20 protein-coding genes are annotated in these 25,141 nt (G+C 63.6%); 7 read left to right on the plus strand and 13 right to left on the minus strand.

The window, feature by feature from the left end:
• Positions 1–41: 41 nt before the first annotated feature.
• The 3 genes from nirD to AACW87_RS22185 all read right to left on the minus strand — a co-directional run bounded on the left by nirD (position 42) and on the right by AACW87_RS22185 (position 4,126).
• Positions 42–359: a nitrite reductase small subunit NirD gene (gene nirD / locus AACW87_RS22175; RefSeq protein ID WP_241326187.1), complete on the minus strand. Its 318-nt coding sequence runs from the start codon at positions 357–359 to the stop codon at positions 42–44.
• Complete coding sequence (gene nirB / locus AACW87_RS22180) at positions 359–2,905, minus strand: nitrite reductase large subunit NirB (RefSeq protein WP_241326188.1); 2,547 nt, start codon at positions 2,903–2,905, stop codon at positions 359–361. The genes nirD and nirB overlap by 1 nt, the downstream gene beginning before the upstream one ends.
• A 300-nt stretch (positions 2,906–3,205) precedes the next feature.
• The gene (locus AACW87_RS22185; RefSeq protein WP_241326189.1) at positions 3,206–4,126 is read right to left on the minus strand and encodes a LysR family transcriptional regulator; all 921 of its coding nucleotides are present in this window, start codon (positions 4,124–4,126) and stop codon (positions 3,206–3,208) included.
• Positions 4,127–4,322: 196 nt separating this feature from the next.
• Between AACW87_RS22185 and AACW87_RS22190 the strand changes: the two genes are divergently transcribed.
• The gene (locus AACW87_RS22190; protein ID WP_241326190.1) at positions 4,323–5,765 is read left to right on the plus strand and encodes an MFS transporter; all 1,443 of its coding nucleotides are present in this window, start codon (positions 4,323–4,325) and stop codon (positions 5,763–5,765) included.
• Between the two features lie 20 nt (positions 5,766–5,785).
• On the opposite strand, the gene hslU is transcribed toward AACW87_RS22190, so the two are convergent.
• From hslU to argS, 4 genes are all read right to left on the minus strand, one after another.
• Positions 5,786–7,114 carry an HslU--HslV peptidase ATPase subunit gene (hslU, locus tag AACW87_RS22195; protein ID WP_043142767.1) on the minus strand — a complete coding sequence of 443 codons (1,329 nt, stop codon included), beginning with the start codon at positions 7,112–7,114 and terminating at the stop codon, positions 5,786–5,788.
• 54 nt (positions 7,115–7,168) lie between these two features.
• The gene (gene hslV / locus AACW87_RS22200) at positions 7,169–7,717 is read right to left on the minus strand and encodes an ATP-dependent protease subunit HslV (RefSeq protein ID WP_043142765.1); all 549 of its coding nucleotides are present in this window, start codon (positions 7,715–7,717) and stop codon (positions 7,169–7,171) included.
• 187 nt (positions 7,718–7,904) lie between these two features.
• The gene (locus AACW87_RS22205; RefSeq protein WP_098981582.1) at positions 7,905–8,744 is read right to left on the minus strand and encodes an SPOR domain-containing protein; all 840 of its coding nucleotides are present in this window, start codon (positions 8,742–8,744) and stop codon (positions 7,905–7,907) included.
• Positions 8,745–8,747: 3 nt separating this feature from the next.
• The gene (argS, locus tag AACW87_RS22210) at positions 8,748–10,493 is read right to left on the minus strand and encodes an arginine--tRNA ligase (protein ID WP_065403480.1); all 1,746 of its coding nucleotides are present in this window, start codon (positions 10,491–10,493) and stop codon (positions 8,748–8,750) included.
• Positions 10,494–10,806: 313 nt separating this feature from the next.
• Here argS and AACW87_RS22215 point away from each other — a divergent pair, with 313 nt between their 5' ends.
• The 3 genes from AACW87_RS22215 (at position 10,807) to AACW87_RS22225 (ending at position 12,748) form a co-directional block, all read left to right on the plus strand.
• Complete coding sequence (locus AACW87_RS22215; RefSeq protein WP_043142757.1) at positions 10,807–11,373, plus strand: LON peptidase substrate-binding domain-containing protein; 567 nt, start codon at positions 10,807–10,809, stop codon at positions 11,371–11,373.
• A 132-nt stretch (positions 11,374–11,505) separates the two neighbouring features.
• Complete coding sequence (locus AACW87_RS22220; RefSeq protein ID WP_042035936.1) at positions 11,506–12,075, plus strand: sigma-70 family RNA polymerase sigma factor; 570 nt, start codon at positions 11,506–11,508, stop codon at positions 12,073–12,075.
• A complete protein-coding gene (locus tag AACW87_RS22225) occupies positions 12,068–12,748 on the plus strand; it encodes a ChrR family anti-sigma-E factor (RefSeq protein WP_241326191.1) in 681 nt (226 codons plus the stop codon). Before AACW87_RS22220 ends, AACW87_RS22225 begins: the two co-directional genes overlap by 8 nt.
• A 60-nt stretch (positions 12,749–12,808) precedes the next feature.
• Here the strand turns inward: AACW87_RS22225 and bacA are convergent, their stop codons facing one another.
• From bacA to galE, 6 genes are all read right to left on the minus strand, one after another.
• A complete protein-coding gene (gene bacA / locus AACW87_RS22230; RefSeq protein WP_241326192.1) occupies positions 12,809–13,624 on the minus strand; it encodes an undecaprenyl-diphosphate phosphatase in 816 nt (271 codons plus the stop codon).
• A gap of 139 nt (positions 13,625–13,763) precedes the next feature.
• Positions 13,764–14,759, minus strand: a complete 996-nt coding sequence (locus AACW87_RS22235) for an aldo/keto reductase (protein WP_241326193.1) — start codon at positions 14,757–14,759, stop codon at positions 13,764–13,766.
• 175 nt (positions 14,760–14,934) lie between these two features.
• Positions 14,935–15,933 (minus strand): galactose-1-epimerase, encoded by a 999-nt coding sequence (gene galM / locus AACW87_RS22240; protein ID WP_241326194.1) that lies wholly within the window; start codon positions 15,931–15,933, stop codon positions 14,935–14,937.
• A gap of 64 nt (positions 15,934–15,997) precedes the next feature.
• Positions 15,998–17,146, minus strand: a complete 1,149-nt coding sequence (gene galK, locus AACW87_RS22245; protein WP_241326195.1) for a galactokinase — start codon at positions 17,144–17,146, stop codon at positions 15,998–16,000.
• Between the two features lie 85 nt (positions 17,147–17,231).
• Positions 17,232–18,281, minus strand: coding sequence for a UDP-glucose--hexose-1-phosphate uridylyltransferase (locus AACW87_RS22250; RefSeq protein ID WP_241326196.1), 1,050 nt, complete (start codon positions 18,279–18,281; stop codon positions 17,232–17,234).
• A gap of 82 nt (positions 18,282–18,363) precedes the next feature.
• A complete protein-coding gene (galE, locus tag AACW87_RS22255) occupies positions 18,364–19,377 on the minus strand; it encodes a UDP-glucose 4-epimerase GalE (RefSeq protein ID WP_241326197.1) in 1,014 nt (337 codons plus the stop codon).
• 203 nt (positions 19,378–19,580) lie between these two features.
• Between galE and AACW87_RS22260 the strand changes: the two genes are divergently transcribed.
• The 3 genes from AACW87_RS22260 to mglB all read left to right on the plus strand — a co-directional run bounded on the left by AACW87_RS22260 (position 19,581) and on the right by mglB (position 25,092).
• Complete coding sequence (locus AACW87_RS22260; protein ID WP_042870263.1) at positions 19,581–20,585, plus strand: substrate-binding domain-containing protein; 1,005 nt, start codon at positions 19,581–19,583, stop codon at positions 20,583–20,585.
• 219 nt (positions 20,586–20,804) lie between these two features.
• Entirely contained in the window at positions 20,805–23,870 is a 3,066-nt protein-coding gene (locus AACW87_RS22265; protein ID WP_241326198.1) for a beta-galactosidase, read from the plus strand.
• Positions 23,871–24,105: 235 nt separating this feature from the next.
• Entirely contained in the window at positions 24,106–25,092 is a 987-nt protein-coding gene (gene mglB / locus AACW87_RS22270; RefSeq protein WP_043142734.1) for a galactose/glucose ABC transporter substrate-binding protein MglB, read from the plus strand.
• Positions 25,093–25,141: the final 49 nt, after the last annotated feature.

Raw genomic sequence — 25,141 nt, forward strand, 5'->3', positions numbered from 1 at the left:
TTTAGAGGGGCCGCCCGCGGGCAGCCCTGATATTCATGGTGTTAGACGGCGACCCAGACCTGTTGGTCACGTACTTCGACGGGGTAGCCCTGCACTGACATGGCCGCGTTTTCGAGGCAGTGGCCGTCCCTCAGACGGAAGTGCTGCTTCTTGAGCGGACTGGCGACCCAGAGCTCGCCCTCGTGTTCGCAGATGAGGCCCCGCGACAGCACGTTGGCGGCAAAGAAAGGGTCCCGATTGTCGATGGCGTACACCTCGGCCGCGTCGCTCGGGCGGAACAGCGCGATCTGGCGACCTTCTATCAGGGCGCAGACGCCGGTGCCTGGGAATATGTCATTGAGTTGGCATGCGAGTTTCATCACTTTGCCTCCATGTCGATCTGGTAGACGGGGATGCGCTCGGCCGGGGTGGCCGGTCTGTGCTGCTCACGTTCGGTGACGAACTGCACGTCCGGATCGCGCTTGCCGCTGTTGATGAAGTGGCTGAAACGCTTGAGCTGTTCCTCTTCGTTCAGGGTGCGGGACCACTCGCATTCGTAGCTGTCGATCAGCACCTGGATGTCGTGCTCCAGGGTGGCATTCAGTCCCAGCTTGTCGTCGACGATCACTTCGCGCAGGTAGTCGATGCCCCCTTCCAGGTTGCCGAGCCAGACCGAGGTGCGCTGCAGTTTGTCGGCGCTGGTGACGTAGAACATCATGAAACGGTCGATCAGCTGGATGAGGCTCTCGCGGTCCAGATCGGAGGCCAGCAGGTCGGCGTGGCGCGGTTTCATACCGCCGTTGCCGCCCACATAGAGGTTCCAGCCCGCGTCCGTGGCTATGATGCCGACATCCTTGCCCTGGGCTTCCGCGCATTCGCGGGTACATCCGGAGACACCGAACTTCATCTTGTGGGGGGTACGGATACCCTTGTAGCGGTTCTCGAGGAAGACCCCGAGGCCGACGCTGTCCTGCACGCCGAAGCGGCACCAGGTGCTGCCGACACAGGTCTTGGCCATGCGCAGCGCCTTGGCGTAGGCCTGACCGGTCTCGAAGCCGGCGGCCAGCAGTTTGCGCCAGATGGCGGGCAGATCGTCTTTCTGGGCGCCGAACAGGCCGATGCGCTGGGCGCCGGTGATCTTGGTGTAGAGCTGGTAGTCGCGGGCCACCTCGGCCACCGCCAGCAAGCCTTCCGGGGTCACCTCACCACCGGCCATGCGCGGGATGACGGAGTAGCTGCCGTCCTTTTGCATGTTGCCGAGGAAGATGTCGTTGGTGTCCTGCAGCTGGGTGTTGAGCGGGCTCAGCACATAGCCGTTCCAGCAGGAGGCGAGGATGGAGCCGACCGTGGGCTTGCACACCTCGCAGCCATAGCCGTGACCATGCTTGGCCAGCAGCTCGTCGAAGCTCTTGATCCCTTCCACCTTGACCAGGTGGAACAGCTCCTGGCGGGAGTGGGGGAAGTGGGCGCAGAGGTGGTTGTTGACCTCTATGCCCTGCTTCACCAATTCGGCGTTGAGCACCTGGCTGATGAGGGGCACGCAGCCGCCGCAGCCGGTACCGGCCTTGGTGTGCTGCTTGATGGCGGCCAGCGTGGTGTGGCCCTCGGCGACCGCCTGGGCTATGTCGCCCTTGGAGACGTCGAAGCAGGAGCAGATCTGGGCGGTGGACGGCAGGGCATCCACCCCCAGGGTCGGCTTGGCACCGGCATAGGCGGGCAGGATCAGGGTGTCCGGGTGGGCGGGCAGCGGCATGGCATTGAGCATCAGCTGCAGCAGGTTGCCGTAGTCATCCACATCGCCGACCAGCACGGCACCGAGCAGGCGGCTGTTGTCTTCGCTCACCACGATACGCTTGTAGACGCCGGCCTGATCGTCCTGGAACACATAGCTGTGGCTGCCGGGCGTGCGGCCATGGGCATCGCCGATGGAACCGACGGAGACGCCGAGCAGCTTGAGCTTGGCGCTCATGTCCGCCCCTTCGAAGCGGCTGTCGCCGCCGAGCAGGTGGTCGACGGTGATCTGGGCCATCTTGTAGCCGGGCGCCACCAGGCCGAAGAAGCGACCCTGCCAGGCGGCGCACTCGCCGATGGCATAGATGTCGGGGTCGGAGGTGAGGCAGTGATCATCGATCAGCACGCCGCCGCGCTCGGCGATGGCCAGTTCACAGTAACGGCCGAGGGTGTCCTGCGGGCGGATACCGGTGGAGAAGACCACCACATCCACTTCCAGCTGGCTGCCGTCGGCGAAGGCGAGGCGATGCTGGGCGTCACGACCGCCGTGCATCAGGATCTCGCTGGTGCTCTTGCTGGTGTGAACCTGCACCCCCATGGATTCGATCTTGCGGCGCAGCAGCTGGCCACCCTGACCGTCGAGCTGTTCCGCCATCAATACCGGAGCAAACTCCACCACGTGGGTCTCGAGGCCGAGCGCCTTGAGGGCACCCGCCGCTTCCAGGCCAAGCAGGCCGCCCCCAATGACAACGCCACTCTTGCCGCTCTTGGCGGCGCTGCGGATGGCTTTCAGATCTTCAATGGTGCGATAGACGAAGCATTCGTGGTGCTGACTGCCCGCAATGGGCGGTACCCAGGGGTAGGAGCCGGTGGCCAGCACCAGCTTGTCGTAGCCGACCACAGTGCCCTTGTTGGAATGCACTTCGCGGGCCGCCCTGTCGATTTTTTTCACCGCTTCGCCGAGCAGCAGGCGGATGCCGTGCTTCTCGTAGAAACCGGGTTTGACGAGGGAGAGATCTTCGCTGGTGTGGTGGGAAAAGTAGGAGGAGAGATGGACACGATCGTAGGCGGGACGCGGTTCTGCACCGAAGACGGTGATCTCGAACCGGTCCGGATCGGACCGTTCGATCAACTCTTCGATGAAGCGGTGCCCCACCATGCCGTTCCCTATGACGGCCAGCCTGACTTTGCTCATGATTGCCTCTAGTTTGGAGTAATAAAACATCATTCTGAGGCTAGGCTACCCAGTCGTAGGGACGGGACGATTGATGCAAATCAAGTGTCTATTTATATATCTCCTCAGGGGTAATTCGATACAATTCAAAGCTATACATAAATAGGTATACCAGTGGTGCATTCTGGGCTTTGGTTGTCATGGAGCAAGGGGGGGCAAGAGGGTGGCTCGTCTGGCCAGGCATGATGAAAGAAAGCACCTCGGCAGAGGTGCTTTCACTGTGCGGCATCCGGGTGGCGCTGCGGGTTGTGGCGGCGCAGATTAGCGCTCTTTCGGGATGGCCTGATAGGGGGCGCGGGCGCAGGTTTCGCGAATGAGGGTGCGCAGCCAGCGGTGAGCCGGATCGGCGTCCAGCCGTGGGTGCCAGAGCAGGGCCAGGGTGATCCCGGGCAGGGGGAAGGGCAGGGGTAGGGTCACCAGATCGGCGTGCAGGGAGGCGCAGTGCAGGGCGGGCACGGTCGCTACCAGATCGCTGCCCCGCACCAGCGCCAGCGCAGTGGCAAAGCCCGGCACCAGGGTGGCGATGGCACGCTCCAGCTTCAGGGCGGCGAGCGCCTCGTCGACGGGGCCGTGCTCCTGCCCGCGCCGCGACACCAGCACATGGCGGGCGGCGGCATAGCGGACTGCGGTCAGGGGTCCCTCGCACAGTGGATGGCCCGGCCGCACCACGGCGACGAAGTGGTCCTGGAACAGCGCCTGGGTATGCAGCTCGGGTGCCGTATTGGTACCGATCACGCCGGTTTCAAAATCCAGCTCACCGCCGCGCAGGGGGGCGCTCTCCTTGTCGGGCTTGGCCATGAAATGCAGCCGCACCCCGGGCGCTTCGGCGGCGAGCCGCGCCAGCAGTGCGGCCCCGACACTCTCCACGAAACCGTCGCTGGATCTGAGGCGAAAGGTACGCACCAGATGGGCGGGATCTATCTCCTGCTGGGGGCGCAGCACGGCTTCGGCCTCCTGCACCAGCTGGCTTACCCGTTCGCGCAGGGCCAGGGCGCGCGGCGTGGGCACCAGCCCCCGGCCCGCCCGTACCAGCAGCGGATCCCCGGTCGTCTCACGCAGGCGGGCCAGCGCCCGGCTCATGGCGGAGGGGCTGAGACGCAGCCGTCTGGCGGCGCCGGCCACGCTGCCCTCATCGAGCAGTGCATCCAGGGTGATCAGCAGGTTGAAATCGGGGGTGCTCATGGTCGTGCCCTCGCCGGTCTGGTATGCGGGGTGATCAGCCGATGGCGATCATATCTGTGCGTTGACTCATCATACGCGAGAATCCATGGCTTCATATGGCGTGTCGTGCAGCTATAAGCTGCATCTCGTGCGTCTTCCGCCGGATCAGCGTCAGGGCTAGCCTTGTGGTCATCCTGGCTCGCTTGAGGTCATATCCATGTCATACCCCAGCATAATTCCCTCTCCCTGGGTTCGCCGTGCCGGCTTGCTGGCACTCAGCCTCGCCACCCTGTTGCCCATGCTGGCGGGGAGCATGGCCAACATGGCGCTGCCCGCGCTGGGACAGGCGTTTGCCACCCCCTTCGCCAGCCTGCAGTGGGTGCTGGTGGCCTACCTGCTGGGGATCACCTGCCTGACTCTGGTGGCCGGCCGGCTCGGCGACAGGTTTGGCCGGCGCCGCCTGTTGCTGGGGGGCGTGGCGCTGTTTGCGCTGGCATCCCTGCTGTGTGCCCTGGCGCCGACCATAGGCTGGCTGATTGCGGCGCGTGTCCTGCAGGGGGTCGGTGCGGCCTGCATGCTCTCTCTGGCGCTGGCCATGGTGGGGCAGCTTGTACCTGCGGCGCAGCGTGGCCGGGGCATGGGGCTGCTCGGTACCCTCTCGGCCTGCGGCACTGCCCTTGGCCCCTCGTTCGGCGGCCTGCTGATCGGCGGGTTTGGCTGGCAGGCCCCCTTCCTGCTGCTGGTGCCCGTCAGCCTGCTGGCGCTGGGTGCCGGCATGGTCGGTCTGCCACCTGAGGGGGCTTTGCCACAAAGAGAGAGGGTGACGCTGGCGGGCCTGTCGATGCTGGTGGTGGCACTGCTCTGCTACGGGCTGGCGCTGACCTCGGGGGACGCTCTGGCGCTGGGCTGGTGGGCGGGAGCACTGCTTGGCACTGCCTTGTTCGTTCGCCGCGAGCGCCGTGCCCGTTTCCCCCTGCTGCCGCTGGCACTGCTGGCCGACTCCCGGCTCAAGGGTGGCCTGCTCGCCAGTGCGCTGGTGGCCAGCGTCATGGTGCTGACCCTGCTGATCGGCCCCTTCTACCTGCACGGCGTGTTCGAGCTCGACATGGCGACGGTCGGGCTCATGATCTCCGGCGGACCCCTGCTGGCGACCTTGACGGGCATGCCTGCCGGCTGGCTGGTGGACAGGTGCGGTTCGCGCCGGGTCGCTCGACTGGGGTTGATGGTCATGATGGGCGCGCTCCTCGGGCTGGCCACCCTGAGCGCCGGATATGGCCCGCTCGGTTATCTGCTGCCCATACTGCTGCTGACTGCCGGCTATGCCCTGTTCCAGACCGCCAACAACAGCGCCGTGGTGGGGGCGGCAACCGAACAGGCGCGGGGGGCCGTGGCCGGCTTGCTGACCCTGTCGCGCAATCTGGGCCAGCTGACGGGGGCGGCCGGACTCGGTGGCCTGTTTGCCACCCTGGTGGGCACGCCCAACCTGGCCACGGCCATGCCGGCAGATCTGGTGTTCGGCATGCAGATCAGCTTTGCCCTGAGTGGCCTGCTGATTGGCGCCGCGATCTGGCTGACGGGAAGAGGCCACAGTGGCACACCGGTCGAAACGATCCAGGAGGGAGCCGAAAACGAAGACGCCTCCGCAAGGGAGGCGTCTTGAATGATGACGGTAGGGCGCGCTTACAGGATAAAGCGGCTCAGATCCTCGTCCTCGATCAGCGCCCCGAGGTGGGCGTTGACGTAGTCGGCGTCTATGGTGAAGGTCTCGCCGGACTTCTCGGAGGCATCATAGGAGATGTCTTCCATCAGCCGTTCCATGACGGTGTGCAGGCGGCGGGCACCTATGTTCTCGGTGCGCTCGTTGACCTGCCAGGCCGCTTCGGCCAGACGGCGGATGCCATCCTTGGTGAACTCGATCTTGACCCCTTCGGTGGCCATCAGCGCCTGGTACTGATCGGTGAGCGAGGCGTTCGGCTCGGTCAGGATGCGCTCGAAGTCATCCGTGGTGAGCGCGGTCAGTTCGACCCGGATCGGCAGGCGACCCTGCAGCTCGGGGATGAGATCCGACGGGCGGGCCACCTGGAAGGCACCGGAGGCGACAAACAGAATGTGGTCTGTCTTGACCATGCCGTGCTTGGTGTTGACGGTGCAGCCTTCCACCAGCGGCAGCAGGTCGCGCTGTACCCCTTCGCGGGAGACATCCGGGCCCGAGCTCTCGCCACGCTTGCAGATCTTGTCGATCTCGTCGAGGAAGACGATGCCGTTGTTCTCGACCGCGGCGATCGCCTTCTGCTTCAGCTCTTCCGGATTGACCAGACGGGCCGCTTCCTCTTCGATCAGCGCCTTCATGGCCTCTTTGACCTTGATCTTGCGCTTCTTCTTCTGGTTCTGACCCAGGTTCTGGAACAGCCCCTGCAACTGGCTGGCCATCTCTTCCATGCCCGGCGGGGTCATGATATCGACGCCCATGGGGCTGGCTGACAGCTCGAGTTCTATCTCCTTGTCATCCAGCTGGCCTTCCCGCAGCTTCTTGCGGAAGATCTGGCGGGTGTTGGAGTTGTCGGCCTTCTCCTCCTCGCCCCAGCTGTTGCGCGGGTTGGGCAGCAGGGCGTCGAGGATGCGCTCCTCGGCGGCTTCCTCGGCGCGGTATTTCATCTTCTCCATCTCGGTCTCGCGCACCAGCTTGATGGCGACGTCAGTCAGATCGCGGATGATGCTGTCCACTTCCTTGCCCACATAGCCCACCTCGGTGAACTTGGTGGCTTCCACCTTGATGAAGGGAGCGTTGGCCAGCTTGGCCAGACGACGGGCGATCTCGGTCTTGCCGACCCCGGTCGGGCCTATCATCAGGATGTTTTTCGGGGTCACCTCGTGGCGCATCTCTTCATCGAGCTGCATCCGGCGCCAGCGATTGCGCAGGGCGACGGCGACGGCACGCTTGGCGTCGGCCTGACCAATGATGTGTCGGTCCAGCTCGTGGACGATTTCTCTCGGGGTCATCTCGGACATGATGGCATTCCTGTATCCGGGGCGGGCAGGGCCCACCCCTTGCAAATGGGGGGCTTACTTGGGCTCGGCTTCTTTCGGATCGTAATTCAGCACTTCGACCGTGTGATGCTGGTTGGTGAAGACGCAGATGTCGCCCGCGATCTTGAGGGACTTCTCGACGATGCTCTTGGCGTCGAGATCCGTGTTTTCCAGCAGGGCGGTGGCGGCGGACTGGGCGAAGTTGCCGCCCGAGCCGATGGCGATCAGATCATGCTCCGGCTGCACCACGTCACCGTTGCCTGTGATGATGAAGGATTTGTTTTCATCGGCGACCGCCAGCAGGGCTTCGAGACGGCGCAGGGCGCGATCGGTGCGCCAGTCTTTGGCCAGCGCCACGGCGGCGCGTTCCAGATTACCCTGATGGGCCTGCAGTTTGGCTTCGAAGCGCTCGAGCAGAGTGAAGGCATCGGCAGTGCCGCCGGCGAAACCTGCCAGCACCTTGCCGTTATAGAGACGATGAACCTTGCGGGCGTTGCCCTTCATGACGGTGTTGCCGAGGGATACCTGGCCATCACCACCTATCACGACTTGGCCGTTGCGGCGGACAGAAACTATGGTAGTCACTTTACTTACCTCGCTTGAGCCGAATAACGGCCTGACTGTGCATGGCAAGAAAGATGGGGATGGGTTTGGCGCTTTTCAACCCTGGCGGATTATCCGCAACGGGTCGACTGCCGTTGAGACGCGTGGCGCAGAAAAGAAAAGGGCCGAGTCTTCAACCCGGCCCTGATCACTCATCCGCTGACGGCGGTCACCCCTTTTTGGGGATGCAGCCGCTGATGCCGGAGCCTTGCAGCTTGCGGTTGGCCGCATCGACGGCCGCCTTGCCGCTGAAGGGACCCACCATCACCTTGTAGACGGTGCCGTTGGCGCCATTCACCACCTGCAGGCTGGAGGAGAGGCCGGCGCCGAAGGCGATACGTGCCTTGAGCGACTCGGCAGAATCCTGCGAGCGCAGGGCGGCGCACTGCATCATGTAGCGACCGCTGTCCGCCGCTGCGGTTTGTGCAGACTGGGTCGCTGCCTGGGCCCTGGCGGCCTCGGCGCGCTCCCGTTCCAGCTCGGCCCGCAGTTCACGCTCCATCCGTTCCCGCTCGGCCTTGCGGTCGATCACCTGCTCCTGGGCATTGGCCACGGGGGCTGGCTTGGCGGGTTGAACCGGTTGCGGCTTGTAAGGCTGCACCTGACCTATGGGCGTACCCGGCTGGGGGATGTCGGTCGGCACCGGCTGCGGCAGTTTCTCCGGCTGCAGAGTCAGGGTCTGGGCAGGGGGCGGTGGCAGCACACCCGGTTGGGGGGGCGGCTCAGTGATATCGACCTGCTTGTTCTCCAGCCGTTCGATATAGCTCCACTTCTCCTGCGGCAAGCCGTTGTTCTGCGCCTTGGGCTTGTTGGCCTTGACCTGTTCTTCAATGGTGGGGGCATCGCTGCCCTTGCCGTTGATCATGTAGAGGAAGCCGCCGAACCCTGCCAGCAGCACCCCGGCCAGCAGTGCCGGGATAACAGGAAAGCGGCGAGGTGCCGCTTTCTTGGTGTTACGACCACCGGCCCGTCTTCTCGGGCTGTTGCCGACGTAATCCCGGGTTGCCATCTATTACATGCGCTCCAGGGTATGGATACCCAGCACGCCCAGACCCAGTTTCAGGACCTTGGCGGTGGCTGCGCACAGCAGTAGACGGCTCTGGCGGGTGGCTTCGTCGACGCCATCCTTGTTGATCGGGCAGGCTTCGTAGAAGGTCATGAAGTTGCCGGACAGCTCGTACAGATAGGTACAGAGCAGGTGCGGCATGCCCTTGTCCGCCACGCCGTTGACCGCGTCGGAGAACTGGATCAGCTTCTGGGCCAGCACCTCTTCGGCTTCCTCGTTCAGGGTCACAGTACCGGTCAAGGTCTCGGCATTGACACCGGCCTTGCGGAAGATGGACTGGATCCGGGTGTAGGCGTACTGCAGGTAAGGGGCCGTGTTGCCTTCGAACGACAGCATCATGTCCCAGTCGAAGATGTAGTCTGTGGTGCGGTTCTTGGAGAGATCCGCATACTTGACCGCACCCATGGCGATGGCGTGGACCACTTCGGCCTTCTCTGCGGCGGAGAGATCGCTGTTGCGGTTCTCCAGCAGGGCGCTCGCGCGCTCCTCGGCTTCGTTGAGCAGGTCGACCAGCTTGACGGTGCCGCCGGAACGGGTCTTGTAGGGACGACCATCCTTGCCCAGCATCATGCCGAAGGCGTGGTGCTCGAGCGGCACGGATTCCGGCACATAGCCCGCCTTGCGGGTGATGGTCCAGGCCTGCATCAGGTGCTGGTGCTGACGGGAGTCGATGAAGTACATGACGCGGTCGGCGCCCAGGGTTTCGTAACGATATTTGGCACAGGCGATGTCGGTGGTGGTGTAGAGGAAGCCGCCATCGCTCTTCTGGATGATGACGCCCATGGGCTCGCCATCCTTGTTCTTGAATTCGTCCAGGAAGACGACAGTGGCCCCTTCGCTCTCGACCGCCAGCCCGCGGGCTTTCAGGTCGTCCACGATTTGCGGCAGCATGTCGTTGTACATGGACTCGCCCATTATGTCCTTGTTGGTCAGGGAGACATTCAGGCGGTCGTAGTTGATCTGGTTCTGCTCCATGGTCATGTCGACCAGCTTCTTCCACATGGTGCGGCAGTATTCATCGCCACCCTGCAGCTTGACCACGTAGTTGCGCGCACGCTCGGCGAAGACTTCGTCTTCGTCGTAGCAACGCTTGGCCTGGGTGTAGAAGGCTTCGAGATCCTTGAGCGCCATGTCGGAGGCGTGCTCGTTGGCCATCTTCTCCAGATAGGCGATCAGCATGCCGAACTGGGTGCCCCAGTCACCTATGTGGTTGGCGCGTACCACCTTGTGGCCGAGGAATTCCAGGGCACGGGCGGCTACGTCACCGAGCACGGTAGAGCGGATGTGGTGCACCGCCATCTCTTTGGCCACGTTCGGCGCCGAGTAGTCCACCACCACTGTCTGCGGGGTCGGCAACTTCACGTTGGCGTTGGCAGAGGTCACCATGGCTTCCACCTGGCCGGCCAGCCAGCGCTGGTCGAAGAAGAAGTTGATGAAGCCGGGGCCGGCGATCTCGACCTTGGCGATCAGGTCCGAAGCGGGCAGGTGCTCTATGATGGCAGCGGCCAGCTCACGGGGGTTCTTGCGGGCCGGTTTGGCCAGCAGCATGGCCAGGTTGGTGGCCAGGTCACCGTGAGCCTTCTCCTTGCATCGGTCTACTTGCACCCGGGCTTCCAGGTCCGCCGGCAACACGCCCGCTGACTTGAGATTGGCTACCGTTTGTTCAAGTAGATGATGAATATGCTCTTTCATAACTGACCACCAAGGTTGCGCGTCGAAAAATGACTGATATATAAGGGCGTGAATTTTACCCGCATCGGCCCGAGAAAACTATAGGGACGGCCCGCCGGAGTTGGTCGGGCGGATATTTCACTGCATTTGTCACCAGTATCCAGAATATTCAATGGATTAAATGGTGCTTATCCATTTCTACTGCATATCGAAGCGGCTTGTCCAGGCTATTTTCCCCTGATTGTTAAGGGTTTTTTTATTCCAACTCGGTCTGAATGATCTGCCCGTTCACGGCGGTCGTATCAACAGGTATCTTCCACAGAGGAATATCCTGATGAAACTGGCGCTGTTTCCCCTCTCGGCTCACCTGCTGCCCGGTGGCATCATGCCGCTGCGCATCTTCGAGCCCAGATACCAGCGCATGATCGCCGAGGCGGGAGATCAGGGCTTCGTGCTCTGCATGCTCGACCCCCGCCAGCCCGATGCGCTGCGCAACATGTACCCCATCGCCACCCGGGTGCGGATCATCGATTTCGATCAGCTGCCGGATGGTCTGCTGGGCATTACCGTGCTCGGCATGGAGCGTGTCAGGATCGTCGATCTGTGGCAGGAGCCCGACGGGCTGAGGGTCGGCGAGGTGGCACTGCTGCCGCCCTGGCAGACGGGCAGGCTCAATGCCGATCAGCACTCACTGGCCAGGGCGCTGCAGGAGGTGTTCAACGACTACCCGGAATATGCGGCCCTCTACCATGATCCCGACTGGGACGATGCCAGCTGGGTGGCCCAGCGCTGGCTGGAGGTGCTGCCCATTCCCGTGGAACAGAAGCAGTGGTTGCTGGCGGCGGACGACAACCAGCCTGCGCTCTCCCTGCTGAGCGGCCTGCTGGTTGCCAGCCATTGAGTGCCAATTTGCGGCCCGCCTGTGATCCTTTTGCCACGCCCGGCGTAATGGTGATGACCACAACATTCAAGGCATGGCGCAATGGCATATACTGGCCAACCCCAATCGACTCAGCGCAGGATATCGCCCCCCATGGACAATCCAGATGGCGATCTGAAGTCTCTTCTCATCCGGGTTGCCGAGCAGGCCGACAAGGCTGCCTTCGCCCGCCTGTTTCATCACTTCGCGCCGCGCATCCGCAGCTATGGGCTGCGCCACCTCGGCAGCGAGGCCAACGCCATGGAGCTGGTGCAGGAGACCATGCTGCTGGTGTGGCAGAAGGCCCGCCTCTACCATCCCGAGAAGGGGGCGCCGACCACCTGGATCTACACCGTCATGCGCAACCAGAGCTTCGACATGCTGCGCCGCCGCCGTGCCAGCAAGGAGGATCTCTGCGCCGAGGAGCTGTGGCCCATGCTGGAGTTCAGGGCGGAAGAGGAGCACCTGAGCGGTGGTGAGGATGCCGTGCTGACCCGCCAGATGGCGCACTACCTCGCCACCCTGCCGGAGCCGCAACAGCAGGTGGTGCGCGGCATCTATCTGCAGGAGTTCTCCCAGCAGGAGCTGGCGGAGCGACTCGGTGTGCCGCTCGGTACCATCAAATCCCGCCTCAGACTGGCATTACAGAAATTGAAAGAGCAAGTGGAGCAAGGCCATGATTAAAACCCATCCGACCCACGCCATGTTGCGCGCCTTCGCCGCCGACGAGCTGTCCCTGCCGCTGGCGGTCGGTGTCTCCGCCCACTGCGAGCTCTGCCCCGAGTGTGCTGCCAGTCTGCGAGCCTGCGAAGAGGAACTGGCCCGCCAGTATCTGGAGCCGGCAGAAGATCAGCCGGCAACGATGAGCGAGAGCATGCCGGTGGCACTCGATGCCATGCTGGCCGGCATACTGCAGCAGCCGGTCGCAACTGTGGCGGAACTCAGCCAGTTGGCGCCCCCCCAGCCCGAGTTGCAGGTGGCGGGCCAGTCATACCGCTTGCCCAGGGTGCTGGCCCGTCACCATACCCCCAAGTGGCGTCACATTGGCGCCATTCGTCAGCACAGCCTGCCGCTGGACGAGCTGGGGGCCCGCGCCAGCCTGCTGCACATAGAAGCCGGTGGCCGCATCCCCGAGCACACCCATCAGGGCTATGAGCTGACCCTGCTGCTGGCAGGCACCATCGAAGATGGCGACACCTGCTATCAGGCGGGGGACTTCATCTGGCGCGATGCCAGCCATGCCCACAGCCCGCATACGCCGGATGGTTGCCTCTGCTACACGGTGCAGGATGCGCCGGTCCAGTTCACCAAGGGGCTGTCGCGGCTGCTCAACGGCATCACCCATCGCCTCTATTGAGGACGGGCAACAATAGAAAAAGGGACCGACAGGTCCCTTTTTCATGGTGTCGCGGCCGGATCAGGCAACGAATACCAGGTAGACGGCGAAGGCCACCACGAAGCGGTAGATGGCGAACGGGATGAAGTCGAGGCGACGGATCAGCGCCAGGAAGGTCTTTATGGCGATCATGGCGACCACGAAGGCGGTGACGAAGCCCACCGCAAACATGGGAAAGTCGGCCATGGAGAGCAGGTCACGGCTCTTGTAGAGATCCAGTCCGCTGGCGGCCACCATCATGGGCACCGCCAGGATGAAGGAGAACTCGGCCGCCGCCTGGCGACTGATCCCCATCAGCATGCCGCCGCTGATGGTGGCGCCGGAGCGGGAGAAGCCGGGCCAGAGCGCCAGACACTGGAACAGGCCTATGCCAAACGCCTGCTGGTAGCTGATGTCATCCAGGGTCTCGGAGCGTACCGCCGGGCGAAACTTCTCGGCGATGATCAGCAATATGCCGCCGGCGACCAGGGCATACATCACGGTTTCCGGGCCGAACAGGTTGGCCTTGATCCAGCTGTGAATGGCGAGACCTATGAGTACGGCGGGCAGCATGCCGAGGATGATGTGTACCAGGGAGAGGGTGGCGTGATCCTGCGCCGGCTTCTGGCCGAAGTGGATGCCAATCAGGCCGAACAGGCGGCGCCAGAACACGGCCACGACCGCGAGAATGGAACCCATCTGGATCACCACTTCGAAGGTGGCAGCCTTGGGGCCGTCGAAGCCCAGCAGGTGGCCGACGATGATCATGTGGCCGGTCGAGGAAACGGGCAGAAACTCGGTCAGGCCCTCTACTATGCCCAGCACGAAGGCGACAAACAGGGCGTAAGACTCTGTCATGGTTCAGATCTCTTGGTTGATTGGTCCGGATGAAGTCGGCCCCGGGCTGAGCCGGGGCGACCAATGATGGAGGAAAATCAGACGGGCAACCAGTGAATATTGGGGCCTCCCCCTGGCAATGGGGGAGGCTGAGAGCGGGTCAGGCCAGGGTGGCTTCTATCTGTCGTTGCAACGCCTCGTCCAGCGGGGGCAGGGCCAGGGCCTCGACCGCGCTCACTATCTGCTGGGGGCTGCTGGCACCGATCAGGGCGCAACTCACCACGGGATCGCGCAGCACCCACTGCAACGCCAGCTGTGACAACTCCTGCCCCCGCTGTTGTGCCAGGGCGTGCAGGGCCTGGATCCTGGCCAGTTTGTCCGCGGTGATCTGCTCCGGCTTGAGGAAGGGGCTGCCGCTGGCGGCGCGCGAGTCCGCCGGTATGCCGGCCAGATAGCGGTTGCTGAGCAGGCCGCCCGCCAGCGGCGAGAAGGCCACCACGCCCACCCCCTGCTCGCGACAGACCGGCAGGGTGTCGGCTTCGATGTCGCGCTGGAACAGCGAGTATTTGAGCTGATTGACCAGACAGGGGGTACCCAGCTCCGCCAGCCGGGTCGCCGCTTGGGCGGCAAGCTGTGCCGGGTAGTTGGAGAGGCCGACATAGAGCGCCTTGCCCTGACGCACCATGAGCGCCAGCGCCTGACAGGTCTCCTCCAGCGGGGTGCGGGGATCCGGCCTGTGGTGATAGAAGATGTCCACATAGTCGAGGCCGAGCCGGCGCAGACTCTGGTGCAGGCTGGCAAACAGGTACTTGGCGCTGCCGCCATCCCCGTAAGGGCCGTCCCACATCACATAGCCCGCCTTGCTGGCGATGATAAGCTCGTCTCTGTAGGGGGCCAGACTGCCCTTGAGCACGCGGCCGAAGGTGGTCTCGGCGGAGCCGGGGGGCGGCCCGTAGTTGTTGGCGAGATCGAAGTGGGTGATGCCCAGATCGAACGCCTGGTGCACCATGGCCTTCACCCTGGCGGGATCGCTTCCCTCGCCGAAGTTGTGCCAGAGCCCGAGACCTATGCTGGGCAGGCGCAGGCCGTGGCGGCCTGCGGGTCGATAGGGCTGGCGCTGATAGCGGTCGGGCGCGGCCAGGTAGTGTTCATCCATAACGACTCCTTGCGTGGACTTGCTTACGAGCTGATGTAATGGGTGACCCCGAGCCCTCTTCATTCGCTATGTCTGCGTGGGAGAAGAGGGCGCGGGGCCAGAGTGTAGCTGCATGATGACGCCATCTCGGCCTCGCCTGTGGTTGTCAGCGTAGGTCTGCCGGAGGGCGTCGGGGTCAGCTGGCGGCGATAAAGCGATAACGGGTCTGGTGGTGGTAGTAGTGCCCCGGCAGCAGCCAGGGGTCGCCGAGCTCGGGCCGGTTGGGGCTGTCCGGCAACTGCTGTGCCTCCAGACAGAAGCCGTCGTAATCCTGATGCGGCTGGCCGCTGCGGCTCGGCGTGTTGGCCAGCCAGTTGCCGGTGTAGAACTGCAGCGAAGGCTGGTTGCTGTAGACCTCCATCGCCAGCTGCCGATCGCCGGAGATCACTCGCGCGGCCCAGGTCTGCTCCGGGCCATCATGCTGCGGATGATTGAGCAGGAAGGCGTGATCGTACCCCCTGGCCTGCCGTTGCTGGGGATGGCTCAGCCAATCCTGGCCCATGGGGCGTGGGGCGCGCAGATCGAAGGGGCCTTCCACCGGCGCAATGGCCAGCGGCAGACCGCTCTCATCGGTCGGCAGAAAGCGGTCGGCGTTGAGGCTGATGGTGTGGTCGCGCACATCGCCGCCCCCATCCAGGTTGAAGTAGGCGTGACTGGTGAGGCTGACCGGGGTCGGCGCATCCGTGCTGGCCCTGAAATCGACCACCAGATCGTACTGCTCCAGCCGGTACTCCAGGGTCACCCGCAAGTTGCCGGGAAAGCCCTGATCGCCCGCCTTCGACAGCAGGACTAGTTTGACCCTGTCCGCCTCCAGCTCCTTGATCTGCCAGCGCTGGCGATGAAACCCCTCCCGTCCGCCGTGCAGGCAGTGGGGGGCCTGATTGGCATCCAGCGACCAGTGCTGGCCATCGCGTACCAGTTCGGCGCCGCCGATGCGGTTGGCAAAACGCCCCGCCACCGCACCCAGCCACACCTGCTGCGCAGGATAGGCCTCATCGGCGCAGCCCAGCAGCACCTCGCGGTGCTTGCCCGCGACCGGCAGGGTGAGGGAGGTGAGGGTGGCGCCAACATCAAGGCCGCGCAGGCGCAGCCCCTCTTCGTTTTCCAGCTCGAACGGGATCATGGCGTTGCTCATAGCTTGCCTGCACCTGTGTCGCCGATCCGGCAGACGTAGCCGTCGGCCTGCATCATAAATGGGCTCATAGTTTTCCCGCCCCCGCGCTGGCGCGGCAGACATAGCTGTCGGCCTTGAGACCGAAGCGGGCCGGATACTCGGCGTCGACGGCGGCAATCACCTCGGCGACCTGTGCCGGGCGCAGCAGGGCAACCACGCAGCCGCCGAAGCCGCCGCCCGTCATCCGCACACCGCCTTCGCGGCCAAGCCTGGCCTTGATGATCTCCACCAGACCGTCGATGGGGGGCACGGTAATCTCGAAGTCATCGCGCATGGCGGCGTGGGACTCGGCCATCAGTTCGCCGAGACGCACCAGATCGCCGGACTCCAGCGCATCGGCGGCGGCCAGGGTGCGGGTATTGTCGCCCACCACGTGGCGAGCGCGGCGGTAGCAGACCTCATCCAGCCCGGCCTTACCCGCTTCCAGCGCGGCCATGTCGAGGTCGCGCAGCGCCTTGACCCCGTAGTGGCGGGCGGCGGTTTCACACTGCTGACGGCGGGTGTTGTATTCGCTGTCCACCAGGCCGCGGCGCACGTTGGAGTTGACGATCAGCACCGCCAGATCGGGGGGCATGGGGATGAGGCGGGTTTCCAGCGAACGGCAGTCGAGCAGCAGGGCATGATCCTGCTTGCCGCTGGCGGAGATCATCTGATCCATGATGCCGCAGTTGCAGCCGACGAACTGGTTCTCCGCCTGCTGGCCGTTGAGCGCGATCTCGGCCTGGCTGATGTCGAGCCCCAACGCCTCCTTGAAGGCCTGGCCTATGGCCACCTCCAGCGAAGCGGACGACGACAGGCCTGTGCCCTGCGGCACGTTGCCGGAGACCACCAGGTTGAGGCCGCGCAGCGCATGGCCGCGCACCTGCAGGTATTTCACCACGCCGCGTATGTAGTCGCTCCAGCGCTGATCGGCATGGTGGGTGATGGGCTGGTTCAGATCGAACAGGTCGCGCTGGTTGCCGTAGTCGGCGGCGATCACGTGCACCAGGCTGTCATCCCGCAGGCCGATGGCGACGCAGGTCTCGTAGTCGATGGCGCAGGGCAGCACGAAGCCGTCGTTGTAGTCCGTGTGTTCGCCGATGAGGTTGACGCGACCGGGGGCGCGCACCAGCAGGTCGGGTTGCTGCTCAAACTGCTCTGCAAAAACGGCGCTGACGCGTTGGCTGGGGGTCATAGGGCCTCCTCATTGGCTTGGCTGATCGGGTTGTAGTAAATGGGGCTCACGGCTTGCTCCGGGGTCGGAACACATTGACTGGGTTTCATCGCTTCTCCCCGTCAGCCTGGTTGTAATGCATGGAGGACAGGGCGCGCAGTCGTTCTGCCGCTTGTTCCGGCGTCAGATCGCGCTGGGTCTCGGCCAGCATCTCGAAGCCCACCATAAATTTGCGCACCGTAGCGGAACGCAGCAAGGGCGGATAGAAGTGGGCGTGCAGTTGCCAGGCTTCCGGGCAGTCGGAGTGCGGCGGCGCGAAGTGCCAGCCCATGGAGTAGGGGAAGCTGCACTCGAACAGGTTGTCGTAACGGCTGGTGAGCTCCTTGAGCGCCACCGCCAGATCCTGCTGCAGCTCGGGGGTGAGGCCGAGCAGGGAGGGCACATGGGTCTTGGGCAGCAGCAGGGTTTCGAACGGCCAGGCGGCCCAAAAGGGAACGACGGCCAGCCAGTGTGCGGTTTCCACCACGATGCGGGTGCGATCCGCCAGCTCCCGCTCCACATAGTCGAGCAGCAGCGGGCGGCCGTGCTCGGCCAGCCAGTCGCGCTGGTGCTGCTCTTCGCGGGCGATCTCGTTGGGCAGAAAATCGCTGCCCCACAGCTGGCCATGAGGGTGGGGGTTGGAGCAGCCCATGACGGCGCCCTTGTTTTCAAACACCTGCACCCATTCCCACTGGGCTGACAGCTCGGCCACCTGTTCCATCCAGGTGGTGATCACCGCCTCTATGGCGGGCAGCGGCAGCTCGGGCAGTGTCTTGCCGTGATCCGGCGAGAAGCAGATGACCCGGCTGGTGCCGCGGGCGGCCTCCAGCTTGAGCAGGGGATCCTGTGCCGCGTCGGTGGCCGGGGTGTCCTGCATCAGGGCGGCGAAGTCGTTGGTGAAGACGAAGGTGCCCTGATAGTCCGGGTTCTTGTCGCCGGTGACGCGCTGGTTGCCCGCGCAGAGGAAGCAATCCGGATCGTGGGACTGGCTCGGCGCCTGACTGACCTTCTCGACCTGGCCCTGCCAGGGGCGCTTGGCCCTGTGGGGGGAGACCAGCACGTATTGACCGGTCAGCGGGTTGAAACGACGGTGGGGGTGATCAACCGGGTTGAACATCATCACTCCTCATTACCTGATGAAATGGATGGATTGGCCGCCTGCTGGGCGGACGAGGGAGGGCGAGTCGCACTGGGCATGTTCACGCCTCGTACCCCTGCGGATTGGCGGACTGCCAGCGCCAGCTGTCGGTGCACATGGTTGCGAGGTCGCGGCTGGCACGCCAGCCCAGCTCGCGCTCGGCCTTGGCGGGATCGGCCCAGCACTCGGCGATGTCGCCTGGGCGCCTGGGTTCGATGCGATAGGGCAGCGGCCGACCGGAGGCGGCTTCGAACGCTGCGACCATCTGCAACACGCTCTGGCCCTGGCCCGTGCCCAGGTTGTAGACGTGTACGCCCCCCTGCCTGGCGCAATGTTGCAGCGCCTTGACGTGCCCCTCGGCGAGATCCATCACGTGGATGTAGTCGCGCACCCCGGTGCCATCGACGGTGGGGTAATCGTTTCCAAAGACGGAGATAGAGTCGCGGCGGCCGATGGCGACCTGGGTCAAAAACGGCATGAGGTTGTTGGGTATGCCCTGGGGATCTTCCCCCAGGGTGCCTGAGTCGTGGGCGCCGACCGGATTGAAGTAGCGCAGCAGCGTCATGCTCCAGTGGGGCTCGGCCCGCTGCAGATCCTCGAGGATCTCCTCGATGATCAGCTTGGATCGCCCGTAGGGATTGGTGGCGCTGCGCGGGAAATCCTCCCGGATGGGTGTGCTGGCCGGATCGCCATAGACGGTGGCCGACGAGCTGAACACCAGGCTGCTGACCCCGGCGCGTTTCATCGCCTGCAGCAGGGTGAGGGTGCCGCCCAGATTGTTCTCGTAGTATTCGAGGGGGAGACGGGTCGATTCACCGACCGCCTTGAGGGCGGCGAAGTGGATCACTGCGGCTATCTGTTGCTCGCCGAAGATGCGATCCAGCAGGGCCGGATCACGAATGTCCCCCTGATAGAAGAGGGGTTCACGCCCGCTGATGGCGGCGATGCGAGCCAGTACGCCCGCCTTGCTGTTGCAGAGGTTATCCACCACCACGGGTTCCATTCCCGCGGCCTGCAAGGCCAGACAGGTGTGGCTGCCGATGTAGCCGCAGCCGCCGGTGACCAGTACTTTCATCCTCTTCTCCACGCTAAAAAAGCCTGTGAAGGAGTCTAGCCGAGGCTCCGACGGGTAAACTGTGAACTGGTTAACAAATATGTGGAAACGATTACACTTGTTGCTGTGGTCATAAATGCAGCCATGTGGCTTTTTCCCCTGTTATCAGTGACATTGCTCGGTATAATGGCGCCGTCTTGAACCGTGAAATAAGTGAAAACAGCATGAGCACCATCAAGGATGTCGCCCGTTTGGCCAAGGTATCTGTGGCAACGGTTTCACGGGTGATGAACAACTCACCCAAGGCCAGTGCCGCCTCCCGCGAGGTGGTGCAGAAGGCCATGGCCGAGTTGGGCTACACCCCCAACGCCAATGCCCGTGCGCTGGTCAGCAGGACCTGTGACACCATGGGGGTGCTGGTGGGTGACGTGGCGGATCCCTTCTTCGGCGCCCTGATCAAGGGGGTCGCGGCGATTGCGGTGGAGCAGGGGTTGCACCTGTTGATGGGTAATGGTTTTCACCGGGCGCAGCAAGAGCGGGAATCCATCGAGCTGCTGATCGGCAAGCGCTGCGAGGCGCTGGTGGTGCACAGCAAGGCACTGAGCGATGAGGAGCTGATCGACTACGCCCAGCGGGTGCCCGGCATGGTGTTGATCAACCGCGACATCCCGGCCCTGAAGGGGCGCTGCATCGCCCTCAACAACCGGCAGGGGGCCGCCACGGCGACCCGTCATCTGCTGGAGCTGGGCCACCGCCACATCGCCTTCCTCAGTTCGGATCACGTCATCGAGGATGCCACCTTGCGCCTGCAAGGTTATCAGGATGCGCTGGCCGAGGCTGGGCTGTTCGCCGATCCCGAGCTGGTGGAGAGCGGCATGCCCAACGAGGAGGGGGGGGAGCGCGCCATGCTCAACCTGCTGGCCAAGGGACAGCCCATCACGGCCGTGGTGGCCTACAACGATGCCATGGCGGCCGGCGCCATCTCTGTGCTGGCCGACAACGGCCTCAAGGTGCCGGAGGAGGTCTCGGTGGTGGGCTTCGATGACATCATCTACGCCAGATACCTGAGACCCAAGCTCTCCACCATGCGCTATCCCATCGAGCTGATGGCGGCTCAGGCGGCCAAGCTGGCATTGCAGCTGGCGGCGGGTGAGTGCGAGTCGGTGCAGAGCCGCATTTACACGCCGACCCTGATCAATCGTCACTCCGTGGCCCCCGTACGGGCCTGACCCCCTCTATTCACGCCTCTTTCCCTCCCCCGGATCGCCGTTTTTCAGGCCTGTGATCCGGGGGCTCGGTCTTTTACCTTCATTTAGCTCATTTTTACCCTGTTTTACTTAACAAAATCAGTGTAATCGTTTACATCCGTGTGAGCGGGATCGCCGATCACCGGGCAAAACTCCCCTACACTGCATACGTTTTCGGCGTTCATGCAGGGAGAGAGAAGAATGCTCAGGGAGATAGTGGCCCGTCAGGATTGGCAGACCCAGGCGATTACATCGGTGAATCGTCTGGCTGCCCATACCCCCTTGTTCAGCTGGCGCAGCGAGGCCGACGCCCGTGCCGATCTCGCTTCGCCGTCCCGCCTGCTGCTGGATGGCGAATGGCGCTTTTCCTTCTTCGAGGCGCCCGAGCGGGTGCCCGATGGCTGGCTGACGCAGGATCTGCCGCAGGCGTGTGCCATCAGGGTGCCGGGCAACTGGCAGCTGGATGCCGCCTACCCGGCGTCACGTCCGCTCACGGATGGCCCCATCTACACCAACATCAAGTATCCCTTCCCCTGCGATCCGCCCAGGGTGCCGGCCGCCAATCCGACTGGCTGCTACTCTCGCGAGTTCAGCGTGCCGGCCGACTGGCTGGCCGGCGGCCAGACCCGCATCATCTTCGACGGGGTCGATAGCGCCTTCTACCTGTTCTGCAACGGCCGCTGGGTGGGTTACTCCCAGGACAGCCGGCTGCCCGCCGAATTCGATCTGAGCCCCTTCCTGCAGGCCGGCGGCAACCGGCTGGCTGTGCTGGTGCTGCGCTGGTCCGATGGCTCCTATCTGGAGGATCAGGACATGTGGCGCCTGAGCGGCATCTTCCGCTCCGTCAGTCTGCTGCACAAACCGGCCCGTCATCTGATGGATATCCGGGTTACGCCCGAGCTGGATGCCTGCTATCGGGATGCTCGTCTCAAGATCGAGCTGCAGGCCGCCAACGCAGCGGGCCTGTCGGTGGAGGTCAGCCTCTACGACGGCACAGAGCGGGTGGCGACCCTGCGTCAGCGGCTCGGCACGGCAGCCATCGACGAGAAGGGGGCCTATGAGGATCGCGCCGAGTGTTGGCTCGAGGTGGCGGCCCCGCGCAAGTGGAGTGCCGAGACGCCTCACCTCTACCGACTGACCCTGACCCTGCTCGGCGAGCAGGGCGAGCCCATCGAGAGCGAGGCCTATGACGTGGGCTTTCGGGCGGTGGAGATCAAGGGCGGTCTGCTGCGGGTCAACGGCCAGCCCCTGCTGATCCGCGGCGCCAACCGGCACGAACACGATGCAGCCAGGGGCCATGTGGTAACTCCTGCCGCCATCGAGCAGGATCTGCTGCTGATGAAGCGGCACAACTTCAACGCGGTGCGCTGCTCCCACTACCCCAACCATCCCGAGTTCTATCGACTGTGTGACCGGCTCGGTCTCTATGTGGTGGACGAGGCGAATCTGGAGACCCACGGCATGACCCCCATGGGGCGGTTGGCGCGGGATCCGGCCTGGAGCAACGCCTTCCTGGAGCGGGTCACCCGCATGGTGGCGCGCGACTTCAACCACCCCAGCATCATCGTCTGGTCCCTTGGCAACGAGTCGGGCTACGGCCCGGCCCACGATGCCATGTATGGCTGGGCCAAGCAGGCGGATCCGAGCCGTCCGGTACAGTACGAAGGGGGCGGAGCCGATACTCCGGCCACCGACATCATCTGCCCCATGTATGCCCGCACCCATCAGGACCAGCCCTTCCCGGCGGTGCCCAAGTGGGCGCTGGCCAAGTGGATCGGCCTGCCGGGCGAGACCCGGCCACTCATCCTCTGCGAATACGCCCACGCCATGGGCAACAGCCTGGGGGGCTTTGCCCACTACTGGCAGGCGTTTCGCGATCACCCCAGGTTGCAGGGCGGCTTCGTGTGGGATTGGGTGGATCAGGGGCTCGACAAGCAGACCGACGATGGCCGCCACTACTGGGCCTATGGCGGTGACTTCGGCGACCAGCCCAATGACCGCCAGTTCTGCTGCAACGGCCTGCTGTTCCCGGATCGGACGCCCCATCCCGCCCTGTTCGAGGCGAAGCGGGCCCAGCAACCTTTTGTGCTGACGCTGCACAGCCAGCTGCCGCTGACGGTCGAGATCCACAATGAATACCTGTTCCGTGTGACGGACAACGAGTTGCTGCGCTGGCAACTGTGCGAGAACGGCCTTGTGCTGCAACAGGGTGAATGCCCACTCAGCCTGGCGCCCCGGGCCAGCGTGGTACTGACCCTGCTGGATGCGCTGCCGGCCTTTGCGGCGGGCTCCCTCGCCTGGCTGGATCTGGCCATAGTGCAACCCGCCGCCACGGCCTGGGCTGAGCCGGAGCATGAGGTGGCGCGCCAGCAATTTATGCTGCCAACGCCGATGGCGATACCGGCGGCGTTTAACCCCGCCGTGATAAAGGAGCTGCCGGATCATTGGCTCGTTTGCGCGGCTGGCAGCGAGTGGCAACTGGACAAAACCAGCGGCCGCATCCGCAGTTGGCAGAAACATGGCCGCGAACGGCTGCAGGATGCCATTGCCGATCACTTCTATCGCGCGCCGCTCGACAACGACATAGGTGCCAGCGAGGCGGATCACATAGATCCCAACGCCTGGATTGCCCGCTGGCAAGGCGTTGGACTCAACGAACTTGAGCATCGCTGTCTTGGGCTGGAGGTGGATCCCCATCATGGCCGCGTGCTGGTCAGGCACGGTTACTTCGTCCAGGGGACGCTCAAGCTGTCGACCCGTTGGCAGCACAGCTTCGGTGCGGACGGCGCCATGGCGCTCACCATAGCCGTCGAGGTTGCGGCCGGCATGCCGTCGTTGCCCCGCATCGGCGCCCTGCTCTGGCTGGTCGACGAGGTGGCAGAGTTGAGCTGGCTGGGTCTGGGCCCTCACGAGAACTATCCGGATCGTCTGCTCGGCGCCGATCTCGGTCGCTGGCAGTTGCCGCTGGCGAACCTGCATACCCCTTATGTGTTCCCGACCGACAACGGGCTGCGCTGTGATACCCGTCAACTGCAGCTTGGCGAGATTGCCGTCGAGGGCCAGTTCCACTTCAGCATCAGCCGCTACAGCCAGCAGCAGCTGACCCTGGCCCGTCACCAGACAGATCTGGTGGCCGAGGGGGGCCTGCATCTCTGCCTCGATGGCTTCCACATGGGGATTGGGGGCGATGACTCCTGGAGTCAGAGCGTGCGACCGGAATATTGGTTGCAGCCGGGCGGCTACTATTGGAACTGTGTTCTACGCTGAATCTGAGCCATGGTTGGGTCGACTGAGGCGGCGATAAGGCCTCAGTCGAAAATGATTACTCATAAACATATGATATTTAATTGTTTTGTTGCTATGTAACAGAGTGTAAACGTTTTCATTTTGTTGTCAGGATCACAGAACATCACACAACAAACTGATTACATTAGGCTGGCGCCAGTTCAATTGGTGTACAGCATTCCCTACAAAAAACAGATAGAGAGATCGGAGCATAACAATGAAAAAAATCACGACAATTGCCGCCGTGCTGATGAGCCTGATGGCAGGAGCCACTGCCCATGCCGAAACCCGTATCGGGGTGACAGTCTATAAGTACGACGACAACTTCATGGCTGTGGTGCGCAAGGCAATCGAGAAGGAAGCAGCGGCAAACCCGGGTGTGGAGCTGCTGATGAATGACTCCCAGAATGACCAGTCCAAGCAGAACGATCAGATCGACGTGCTGCTGGCCAAAGGGGTGAAGGCCCTGGCGATCAACCTGGTTGACCCGGCGGCGGCCCCTGTCGTGATCGAGAAGGCCCGTGGCGAAGATGTGCCCGTGGTGTTCTACAACAAGGAGCCGAGTGCTGCTGATCTGGCCAGTTATGAGAAGGCTTACTACGTGGGTACCGACTCCAAGGAGTCAGGCATCATCCAGGGTCAGCTGATCGCCAAACACTGGAAAGCCCATCCGGAGTGGGATCTGAACAAGGATGGCGTCATCCAGTTCGTACTGCTGAAGGGCGAGCCGGGCCACCCGGATGCGGAAGCCCGTACCACCTATGTCATCAAGACCCTGAACGACGGCGGCGTCAAAACCGAACAGCTGCACATGGATACAGGTATGTGGGATACCGCCATGGCCAAGGACAAGATGGATGCCTGGATCTCCGGCCCCAACGCCAGCAAGATCGAAGTGGTCATCGCCAACAATGACGGCATGGCGATGGGTGCCGTTGAATCCCTGAAAGCGCAAGGCAAGACCGCCATCCCGGTGTTTGGCGTCGATGCGCTGCCGGAAGCCCTGGCCATGGTCAAGAGCGGTGCCATGGCGGGTACAGTGCTGAACGATGCGGCCAACCAGGCCAAGGCCACCTTCGAGCTGACCAAGAACCTGGCTGAAGGCAAACCGGCCGGTGAAGGCACCAAGTGGAACATAGTCGACAAGGTCGTCCGTGTTGCCTACGTCGGTGTGGATAAAGACAACCTGTCCCAATTCGAGTAATTCCCCCCTCCAGGGCAAGGGAGATCCCCTTGCCCTTTTTTCAACCAGA

The sequence above is a fragment of the Aeromonas sp. MR7 genome, from assembly GCF_963899385.1.
GTDB classification, from domain to species: domain Bacteria; phylum Pseudomonadota; class Gammaproteobacteria; order Enterobacterales; family Aeromonadaceae; genus Aeromonas; species Aeromonas bestiarum.

Coding starts and splice junctions, on each gene's coding strand:
- nirD (WP_241326187.1), bottom strand. CDS start 359: ATGAAACTCGCATGCCAACTCAATGACATATTCCCAGGCACCGGCGTC.
- nirB (WP_241326188.1), bottom strand. CDS start 2,905: ATGAGCAAAGTCAGGCTGGCCGTCATAGGGAACGGCATGGTGGGGCAC.
- AACW87_RS22185 (WP_241326189.1), bottom strand. CDS start 4,126: ATGAGCACCCCCGATTTCAACCTGCTGATCACCCTGGATGCACTGCTC.
- AACW87_RS22190 (WP_241326190.1), top strand. CDS start 4,323: ATGTCATACCCCAGCATAATTCCCTCTCCCTGGGTTCGCCGTGCCGGC.
- hslU (WP_043142767.1), bottom strand. CDS start 7,114: ATGTCCGAGATGACCCCGAGAGAAATCGTCCACGAGCTGGACCGACAC.
- AACW87_RS22205 (WP_098981582.1), bottom strand. CDS start 8,744: ATGGCAACCCGGGATTACGTCGGCAACAGCCCGAGAAGACGGGCCGGT.
- argS (WP_065403480.1), bottom strand. CDS start 10,493: ATGAAAGAGCATATTCATCATCTACTTGAACAAACGGTAGCCAATCTC.
- AACW87_RS22215 (WP_043142757.1), top strand. CDS start 10,807: ATGAAACTGGCGCTGTTTCCCCTCTCGGCTCACCTGCTGCCCGGTGGC.
- AACW87_RS22220 (WP_042035936.1), top strand. CDS start 11,506: ATGGACAATCCAGATGGCGATCTGAAGTCTCTTCTCATCCGGGTTGCC.
- AACW87_RS22225 (WP_241326191.1), top strand. CDS start 12,068: ATGATTAAAACCCATCCGACCCACGCCATGTTGCGCGCCTTCGCCGCC.
- bacA (WP_241326192.1), bottom strand. CDS start 13,624: ATGACAGAGTCTTACGCCCTGTTTGTCGCCTTCGTGCTGGGCATAGTA.
- AACW87_RS22235 (WP_241326193.1), bottom strand. CDS start 14,759: ATGGATGAACACTACCTGGCCGCGCCCGACCGCTATCAGCGCCAGCCC.
- galM (WP_241326194.1), bottom strand. CDS start 15,933: ATGAGCAACGCCATGATCCCGTTCGAGCTGGAAAACGAAGAGGGGCTG.
- galK (WP_241326195.1), bottom strand. CDS start 17,146: ATGACCCCCAGCCAACGCGTCAGCGCCGTTTTTGCAGAGCAGTTTGAG.
- AACW87_RS22250 (WP_241326196.1), bottom strand. CDS start 18,281: ATGTTCAACCCGGTTGATCACCCCCACCGTCGTTTCAACCCGCTGACC.
- galE (WP_241326197.1), bottom strand. CDS start 19,377: ATGAAAGTACTGGTCACCGGCGGCTGCGGCTACATCGGCAGCCACACC.
- AACW87_RS22260 (WP_042870263.1), top strand. CDS start 19,581: ATGAGCACCATCAAGGATGTCGCCCGTTTGGCCAAGGTATCTGTGGCA.
- AACW87_RS22265 (WP_241326198.1), top strand. CDS start 20,805: ATGCTCAGGGAGATAGTGGCCCGTCAGGATTGGCAGACCCAGGCGATT.
- mglB (WP_043142734.1), top strand. CDS start 24,106: ATGAAAAAAATCACGACAATTGCCGCCGTGCTGATGAGCCTGATGGCA.